Annotated in this window: 10 protein-coding genes and 1 tRNA gene; 5 read left to right on the top strand and 6 right to left on the bottom strand. The window is 69.9% G+C overall.

All coding sequences use genetic code 11. The annotated features are described in order from the left end of the window. Positions 1-1,243: dynamin family protein (locus N4P33_RS29320; protein ID WP_260829935.1), on the bottom strand; the 1,243-nt coding region annotated here is incomplete at its 3' end. Positions 1,244-1,563: 320 nt separating this feature from the next. On the opposite strand from N4P33_RS29320, the gene N4P33_RS29315 reads away from it, so the two are divergent. Continuing rightward, a tRNA-Arg gene (locus N4P33_RS29315) sits at positions 1,564-1,636 on the top strand. A gap of 171 nt (positions 1,637-1,807) precedes the next feature. Continuing rightward, positions 1,808-2,743: an alpha/beta fold hydrolase gene (locus N4P33_RS29310; RefSeq protein WP_260829934.1), complete on the top strand. Its 936-nt coding sequence runs from the start codon at positions 1,808-1,810 to the stop codon at positions 2,741-2,743. A gap of 122 nt (positions 2,744-2,865) precedes the next feature. Here N4P33_RS29310 and N4P33_RS29305 read toward each other — a convergent pair whose 3' ends face one another. From N4P33_RS29305 to N4P33_RS29295, 3 genes are all read right to left on the bottom strand, one after another. Continuing rightward, positions 2,866-3,147, bottom strand: a complete 282-nt coding sequence (locus N4P33_RS29305; RefSeq protein ID WP_260829933.1) for a hypothetical protein — start codon at positions 3,145-3,147, stop codon at positions 2,866-2,868. A gap of 145 nt (positions 3,148-3,292) precedes the next feature. Further along, positions 3,293-3,568: a hypothetical protein gene (locus tag N4P33_RS29300; protein ID WP_260829931.1), complete on the bottom strand. Its 276-nt coding sequence runs from the start codon at positions 3,566-3,568 to the stop codon at positions 3,293-3,295. 263 nt (positions 3,569-3,831) lie between these two features. Continuing rightward, positions 3,832-4,101, bottom strand: a complete 270-nt coding sequence (locus N4P33_RS29295; protein WP_260829929.1) for a hypothetical protein — start codon at positions 4,099-4,101, stop codon at positions 3,832-3,834. 321 nt (positions 4,102-4,422) lie between these two features. On the opposite strand from N4P33_RS29295, the gene N4P33_RS29290 reads away from it, so the two are divergent. Continuing rightward, positions 4,423-4,680, top strand: a complete 258-nt coding sequence (locus N4P33_RS29290; protein WP_260829927.1) for a chaplin — start codon at positions 4,423-4,425, stop codon at positions 4,678-4,680. A gap of 178 nt (positions 4,681-4,858) precedes the next feature. Here the strand turns inward: N4P33_RS29290 and N4P33_RS29285 are convergent, their stop codons facing one another. Together N4P33_RS29285 and N4P33_RS29280 are read right to left on the bottom strand one after the other, a co-directional pair. Continuing rightward, the gene (locus N4P33_RS29285; protein ID WP_260829925.1) at positions 4,859-5,137 is read right to left on the bottom strand and encodes a hypothetical protein; all 279 of its coding nucleotides are present in this window, start codon (positions 5,135-5,137) and stop codon (positions 4,859-4,861) included. 122 nt (positions 5,138-5,259) lie between these two features. After that, a complete protein-coding gene (locus tag N4P33_RS29280) occupies positions 5,260-6,126 on the bottom strand; it encodes a hypothetical protein (protein WP_260829923.1) in 867 nt (288 codons plus the stop codon). Positions 6,127-6,407: 281 nt separating this feature from the next. Here N4P33_RS29280 and N4P33_RS29275 point away from each other — a divergent pair, with 281 nt between their 5' ends. Continuing rightward, positions 6,408-7,484: a DUF3344 domain-containing protein gene (locus N4P33_RS29275; protein ID WP_260829921.1), complete on the top strand. Its 1,077-nt coding sequence runs from the start codon at positions 6,408-6,410 to the stop codon at positions 7,482-7,484. A 98-nt stretch (positions 7,485-7,582) separates the two neighbouring features. Beyond that, positions 7,583-8,074 (top strand): glycosyltransferase (locus N4P33_RS29270; RefSeq protein ID WP_260829937.1); only part of this gene is annotated, 492 nt, incomplete at its 3' end.

The following is an 8,074-nucleotide window of genomic DNA, read 5'->3' as shown; positions in this document are numbered from 1 at the left end:
CGGCGCTCTCGGCTGCCGCGTCGCGGGCGGCGAGCTCGGGGGCGGCGGCCGCCGGTTCGCGTCGCCAGGCGTCGTCGACGCGCTCGTCGGCGGCGGTGACGGCACACAGCAGCAGCTCGCCCAGGCTCTCCACCAGGGTGTCGAGCAGTTCGCCCGGAGTGCAGTCGAGGGGGAAGGCGCGCCACCGCTTGAGCGCGTCCCCGGCGAGCACGGCCCCGGCCTGCAGGCGGCCCCGCACGCGCGTGTGCTCGGTGTCGTACGCCGTGTCGACGGCGGAGGTGAGCCGCAGTGCGGCCGCGTACTGGGCGGCGGCGGCACCGGCCAGTTCGGGCATGCGGGTGTCGAGGGAGGCGAGGACGCCGTAGGCGGTGCGGGCCAGGGCGTGCTGGCGGGCGGCGGGGTCCTGGGTCTGGTGGACCAGCCAGGTGCGCAGCGCGGCGACGGCGGTGGCCGGGAGCAGTCCGCCGCCCCAGGCCGACTCGGGCAGCTCGGGCACGGTGAAGCGCGGTACCTGGCCGAGCCCGGCCTTGGTGAGCAGGGCGCCGTACTGCCGGGACACCTCACCGATCACCTGGTGGGGCACCCGGTCGAGGACGGTCACCAGGGTGACGTCGTACTCCTTGGCGGTGCGCAGCATGTGCCAGGGCACGGCGTCGGCGTACCGGGCCGCGGTCGTGACCATGATCCAGATGTCCGCGGCGCAGATCAGCTCGGCGGCGAGCACGCGGTTGTCGGAGACCAGGGAGTCGATGTCGGGGGCGTCCAGGAGGGCGAGGCCGGGCGGCACGGTGTCGGCGGTCTCGATACGCAGCACGCGCGCGGGGTTCTCGCCGGGGAGCAGCAGGTCGTCGGTGGGGTCGTGCCGGTGCGCCCACACGCGGGTGAGGTCGGGCAGGACTCTCATCCCGCTGAACCAGTGATGGTCCTCCGGATGGCAGACCAGCACCGGTGTGCGTGTCGTCGGCCGCAGCACGCCCGCCTCGCTGACCCGGCGGCCCACGAGCGAGTTCACCAGGGTGGACTTGCCGGCCCCGGTGGATCCGCCGACGACGGCCAGCAGGGGCGCTTGGGGGTCTCGCAGCCGGGGCACCAGATAGTCGTCGAGCTGCGCGAGCAGTTCGTCGCGGTTGGCACGCGCGCGTGGAGCCCCCGCCAGGGGCAGCGGGAAGCGTGCGGCGGCGACACGCTCGCGCAGGGCGGAGAGTGCGTCGAGCAGCTGAGGCCGTACGTCCAAGGTCACCACATGCGAAGAATGCCCAATTTTAGGGGAATTCTGAAGCATATGAGCATGTCTGCGCGCCGACCGGACGTATGAGACAGAAGGGATGACTGGGGCAGGGGCGCACTCCAGGCATAACGAGTGCACAACACCCGATGCGCGAGTCGCCAAAAGCGGTGCACGATTCGTACCCGCCTGCGATTATCAGGACCGCTTCACCGAACCTCCACATCGAGCCACGGAGGCGAAGCGGCAGGGGCAAGGACGCGGGAGCCCTATCCTTGTCCCCGGCAACGTCAGGGACCCGCCACCACCGGGAACCATGACGCCAGGCCACCACACCGGCCCCCGTAGCTCAGTGGATAGAGCAGGCGCCTTCTAAGCGCTTGGCCGCAGGTTCGAGTCCTGCCGGGGGCGCCCATCCACTCTCCGACCTCTGCATCACGGCAGGGGTCTTTTTCGTCTACGCCCATACCTGATAGGCACCTTCGCCCGGATCGCCCACAATTGAGTGATTCCGCCGGGATGATGAGGTTCCTGGTAATCATGGAACGGTTCTCCGTCGTTTCGCCTTCCCCGGAGCCGTTCATGCGCACTGCCGTCATTCCCACCCAGGACCCGCCCACCGAAGGGGAGTTGGGGACCTCCCCCGCGGAACGGGCGGAGGAACGCGACCTCGTGTTCGAGGGCTTCGCGTACCAGTGCCGCATCGTCCGCCAACCCGCCCCGCTCACCGAGCCGTTGGTGCTGCTCGGCGGCTCGTCCCAGAACCGTTACTCCTGGCAGGGCCACGAGAAGTGGCTGTCGCCGCTGTGCACCCTCATCACCGTCGACCTGCCCGGATACGGCAGCGCCGACTTCCTGCCGGCCCGGTACGACATCGACTTCCTCGCCGACGCGGTCGCGCACATGCTGGGAGAGCTCGACGTCCCGAAGGTGAACCTCTTCGGCGGCTGCTTCGGCGAGGTCGTCGGCCTGCGCTTCGCTCAGCTCCACCCCTCGTTCGTGCGCCGCATCCTGTTCGCCGGCGCGGCGAAACGTCTTCCCAGCCTCTACACCGACGCCGTCCCCCGGCTGACGCAGGCGCTGGAGCGCGGCGCGATCGAGGAGGCCGCCGACGGGCTGGTGCAGCTGTTCATGTCGAACCCGGAGGCCGGCCGGGTCCGCAAGCACGCGGCGGTGGCCCGGCTGCTGCGCAACCAGTTCCTGACGCAGACACCGGACGAGATCAGGAAGGCCGTCGAGCACAACACGCGCCTGACGACCCACGGACCCTACCGCCCGCTGCCCGTCCCCGAGGTGCCGTCACTGGTCTTCACGGGCGAGTACGACACCCTGTGCACGCCCGAGATGGGCCGCGAGCTGGCCGCGACGATGCCCGGGGCGCGGTTCACCACCGTCAAGGAGGGGGACCACCTGGTGACCGTGGAGCGCAGGGCGGAGTCCGCGGACCTGATCGGCCGCTTCTGCACGGACCGCCCCATCGAGGACCTGCCGTACTGCAACGCCGTCGAAGCGCTGTGAGCACGCCCCCGTACAGCGGAGAGTGGCCGGAACCTCACTGAAGGGTTCCGGCCACTCTCCGCTGTACGGCGGTGTGCGTGGGGCCGACGTGAACAAGGCGCCGCGGCCGCCGCGTTGGCTCGTCAGGACTCCTTGGACCTGACGACCACGTCGCTGGAGCAGGCGACCTCGCTCTTCGTGCTCGGGCAGCTCTGCTCCGACTCGTTGACGAGGTGGACCTTCCCGAACGAGTCGGTCTTCATCCGGTACTCGGCCACCTGCACGCAGCGAATCGTGCCCTTGCCGTCGTCGACGCACTTGTTGCCGGGGGTGTCGGTGGCGACGGCCTGACCGGCGCCGAGGCCGATCAGGGCGAGGCTTCCGAGAACCCCGGCTGCCGCTGCGATCTTCTTCGTACTGAACATCTACCTATTCCTTTGCCGGTCGCCCCAGCGCGAGGGGGACGACGGAGTCGTGCCGGGTGGCCTGGACGGCCAACGAGCCGGGCAGGCCCTGGATCCGAACACGAGGGTTCGAACTCCGGGGCCTGCCTGGCTCGTCTGACGGGACTTACTCGTCCTCGCCACCGACGGTGAAGCTCGTCGCGCAGGCGACCGACGACTTCTCGCTGTTGTCCTGCTGCGAGAGGCCGAGGATGCCCAGCGACACGTTGATGTCGTCGATGTTGATCAGGCCGGTGGCCGAGTCGTTCTGCTCGCAGCTCTGCGACTGCTTGTTGTTGAGCTCGACCTGCGGGTCGTCACCAGCGTGGCTGACACCGGCGCCGATGAAGCCGACACTGCCGAGCATGGCCATGACGACGGCGGCCTTCTGGTACTTGCGCATTGCTTCTCCATTCTCGAGTCGGCACAGTCCGGGACGAACCGGGCCGCTGTTTCCGTTGCCCAAATTAGGCGACGGCAGGGATATTCAGTACGTGAAACGCCGAATCGCGGAGCGCTGTCAAAAAGGAACCCATTAGCGCCAGCGCGTATTCATTTAATCTGTCAATCAGCCGGTGCAGGTGAATTCACCGAACAGCCGGGCAGGCCCGGAACCCGAACACAAGGTGTCGGATTCCGGGCCTGCCCACATCACCGGACCAAAGATCACTTGCCGAGCTTGAAGCCCTGGACGCAGTGCAGGGCCTCGGACTCGCTGTTGTCCTGGCCGGACAGACCCAGGAGGGCGCCGGCGCTGATGTTGACGTCGTCCACGTTGACGAGGCCCAGCTGGCTGTCGTTCTGCGAGCAGCTCTGCGACTGCTTGTTGTCGAGCTTGAACGCCGGGTCGTCACCGGCGTGGCCGACGCCGGCGCCCAGGAAGCTGACGCTGCCGAGCATGGCCATGACGACCGCGGCCTTCTGGTACTTGCGCATTACCTCTCCGTTCTCGTGTCGACACGGTCCGCGATGGACCGGTCACGTGCAGTGAGTAACGTAGGCGAGGTCATCAACTTTGGACAGGCGAAACGCCCAGTGACGTAGTTTTCCTGTGAATGGGCACGTCATAGGACCGTAGGGCCGGTATCAAATGGCCGAGTCCGTCGACGGGCCCCGCCGAGCCTCCCCCGGGCCGCGTATTTCAAAAGGGTGATGCGCAGAAGATCACCGTGACCCGTCCGCGTTCGACGCGTTGAGCGGGGAGTGCGGATGCGCGTCATGCAACCGCGCTTTTACCGAATCAGTAAGGAGAACGTGATGTCTCGCATCGCGAAGGCTGCCACTGTCGCTCTCGGCACGGGTGCCGTGGTCCTCAGCGGGGCTGCTATGGCCTCGGCGGACGCCGGCGCCAAGGGTGCGGCGGTCCACTCGCCCGGCGTCATCTCGGGCAACGTGGTCCAGGCCCCCATCCACGTGCCGATCAACGTGTGCGGCAACACCGTCAGCGGCCTCGGTGCCCTGAACCCGGCGATCGGCAACACCTGCATCAACGACAGCCACAGCAAGAAGAAGTAACGCCGGCGTCTGTCGCAACCCTCAAGAGCCCCGGCCGCCCGAGCGCCGGGGCTCTTCCCGTGCGCGGAAGCCTGCAAAGGCCACATGGGAAGCGCGTGAGCGCCACATGGGAAGCGCGTGAGCACAGCAAACGGCCCCCGGTTCGCACCGGGGGCCGATCGCCGTCTGCTGTCCGATCTCAGGCGTGCAGCCCCAGATCGCCGTGCACCGGCTTCGCCTCGTTCACGACGGCTGCCGCTTCCTTCGCCGTGCCGAGCACCGAGGCGTCCCGCTCACCGTTGAGGACGTTCGTCTCCTGCGACAGCGGCATCATCTCGAAGGGGATGCCGGTGCGCAGGCCGGTGTCCAGTCCGGTGGAGGCCAGGTCGCGGGAGTCGTCGGCGGCGTACGCAGGCGCGGCCACCGTGGCGGCGATCAGGGATCCGGCAAGAACGGCGGCAGCCTTCAGGGACTTCATCGTGTTCCTTTCTTCGGCAACGCGGGTCGCCGGAGGGGAAGTGTGTCGCCCTGCCTAACGATCCCCGGCCGGACCGGAAACCGGGAGGCCCCAGATTGACGAGTCCTCATATGAGATCAGCGCTACGGGGTGAGGGCCGGGAGCGTGGTGGCCGTCACCGTCGGCGTCGTGGTCGCCGTGCTCGACGTGGCCGTGTCGGTGGTCGTGGCCGACGCGGCGAGGTCGGGGGTGCTCACGGCTTCGATGAGCGCGTCGACCTCGGCGAGCAGCTTGTCGATGAACTCGTCGATCGAGTCGAACGACTCGAGTGAGTCGAGCGATTCGAGCTCGGTGTCGGCCAGCGCGTCCTCGGCGGCGTTCTCTGCCGCGTCCTCTGCCGCAGCCTCGGCGGCGTCCGCCGCTGCCTCCACTGCCGCGTCCGCCGCGTCCTCGGCCGCGTCCTCCGCCGTCACGTCCTCGGTCGCCTCGACGGCGGTGTCGTCCGTGGTGTCGGTCGTCGCGTCGGCGGCTTCCTCCGTGAGGCCCGGGAGCAGCAGGTCGAGGATGCCGCCGAGGAGGTCGAGCAGGCCGCCCAGCAGATCGTCCGTCAGCTCGGTGTCGGCGGCGGGGAGCAGCACACCCGTCGCCGTGGCCGCCGCCGGGTCCGTCGGGACGAGGGTGACCACCGGCTGCTCGTCGGCGGCGGCCCTGCGCAGCGCGTCCTTCGCGGCGTCGCCCAGCTTCCGTACCTCGGCACGCGTCAGGGTGTTGCGGTCCCGAAGCGCCGCTTCCATCAGGTCGACGACCGGAGTGAGCGGCCCCGCCTGGGTCTCGAGCTTGTGGACGCGGGCGAGCAGCGCGTCGGCGCCGGGGAGTGCCGCTCCCGGTGCCGCCGCCTCGGCGCGCTCTCGGGCCGGGTCCGCCGCCAGGGCGGCGGGGCCGGTGATCCCGACCAGGAGGGCGGCGCACAGTGCGCTGAGTGCGAGGCGCCGTGCAGGCAGAGCGCGCATGGGCAGTTCCTTTCGAAGAACTTCGAATCCTGAGACCCACGGTGAGAGCGCCCCGGACACCCCGCAACCGATCATGGGCCTTTCGGATTGCCGCACATCACCCTGTTGGCCGTATTCACGATTCCAACACACTTGCCGTTGTTCATCGAGTTTCGATGAATTTGTCCGGTTGATGACTAGAGTTGCGAACCTCCCGAGGCATCCCTCATGGGCGGACGCATCGCACTCGTCCCCGCTGCTGCCTGCCGCCGCCATCTGCTTGACGAAAGGCTCCGACGGTCATGCGCCAATCCCTGGGTCAGCTGCTTCGCCGTGCGACGGTGGGCGGGCTCGCCCTAGCCGCGGTGTGGGCTTCCTGCGGCTCTCCCGCCGCCGCCCCGGCACCCGAGGCCGACAGCATCGCGTTCGACCCCAGGCATCGCGCGGTCCAGCACGGCGGCATCGTGCGCGCGGCGAACTCCTCCATCACCTGCCGCGCCCGCCAGTCGCCGTGCTCGGACGTGCGCGACGGCGAGGCCGGGGTGAACGGCGACTTCGACATGTACTACATCGACGTCGACAGCGACCCCAACACCTACAACTCCTCCCGCGCGGAGGTCCGTCTGCCGAGCGGCTCGCGCGTGACGTACGCGCGCCTGTACTGGGGCGGCAATCTGCGTGTCGGCGAGCAGAAGCCGGCGGCGGACAACGGCCGCGTCCTCATCGCCGAACCCGGCGGGGACTACAAGGAAGTGCTCGCCGACACGGTCGTGGGACACCGCGTGGCGGACGACGCGGACGCCTTCCAGGCGTCGGCGGACGTGACGTCCCTGGTGCGCGACAGCGGCGCCGGTCTCTACACCGTGGCCCAGGTCAACGTGGCCGCCGGGCAGTCCGCCGCAGGTTCCTGGGGCGGCTGGACCCTGGTGGTGATGTACGAGAACGCGGCGGAACCGCTGCGGCAGCTCGCCCTGTGGGACGGCTTCGCCGCGCTGCGCTCCCGCGGCGGCGAGGAACTGAGACTGACCGGCCTGAACATCGCCGACGGCGCGCCCGGCCAGGTGGGCCTGGTCGCGTACAACGGCGACCGCGGCACCGCCGGAGACTCCCTCGTGGTGACCGGCCCGTCCGGCTCCACCCCGCTCGGCGACGGCGCCAACCCGCGCGACGACGTCCTCAACTCCACCATCAGCGGCCCCGGTACGGGCTCCCCGGCCCGCGTGCCCGCGTACGCCAACACCCTCGGCTACGACTCCGACGTGTTCGACGTCGGCCGGGGTGTGCTGGGCGCCGGTGACGGGGCGGCCCTGCGGCTCGCCTCCGCCACGGACGCGGCGTGGGCCGGTGTGTTCTTCCTCGCCGCCGACGCCCGGCAGTGAACGCGCCGCCACCCGGTCCGGACACCCGCGTCACCGCCTTCGCCCCAGCAGCCGTCGCCGCAGCCGTCAACGCCTTCGTCAGCGAGGAAGCCCTCACCATGGACCTGTCGTCCTCCGGCCGCCGTCCGCGTGTCCTGCACCTCACGCAGCCGGTGGACGGCGGTGTCGCCCGCGTCGTGACGGACCTGGTGCGGGCCCAGCTCGCGGACGGTCTCGAGACCGTCGTGGCCTGCCCGGACAGCGACCTCACCACCCGGCTGCGGGCGCTCGGCGCGCACGTACGGCCCTGGCAGGCGACGCGGTCGCCAGGGCCCTCGCTGGGGCGGGAGGTACGGCAGCTCGCCCGGCTGATCGACGAGGTGCGCCCGGATCTGGTGCACGCGCACAGCGCGAAGGCCGGACTCGCCGGGCGGCTCGCGGTGCGCGGCCGGATCCCGACCGTGTTCCAGCCGCACGCCTGGTCGTTCGAGGCGGTCGGCGGGACCACAGCGGCCGCCGCGCTCAGGTGGGAGCGGTGGGGGGCGCGCTGGGCCGCGCGGACGGTGTGCGTGAGCGAGGCGGAGCACGCGACCGGAGTCGCCGCGGGCATC

This window comes from Streptomyces sp. 15-116A (genome assembly GCF_025290915.1).
GTDB lineage: Bacteria > Actinomycetota > Actinomycetes > Streptomycetales > Streptomycetaceae > Streptomyces.
Note: the sequence above shows the minus strand (reverse complement) of the source record. Positions and strands in the feature narration are given on the sequence as shown.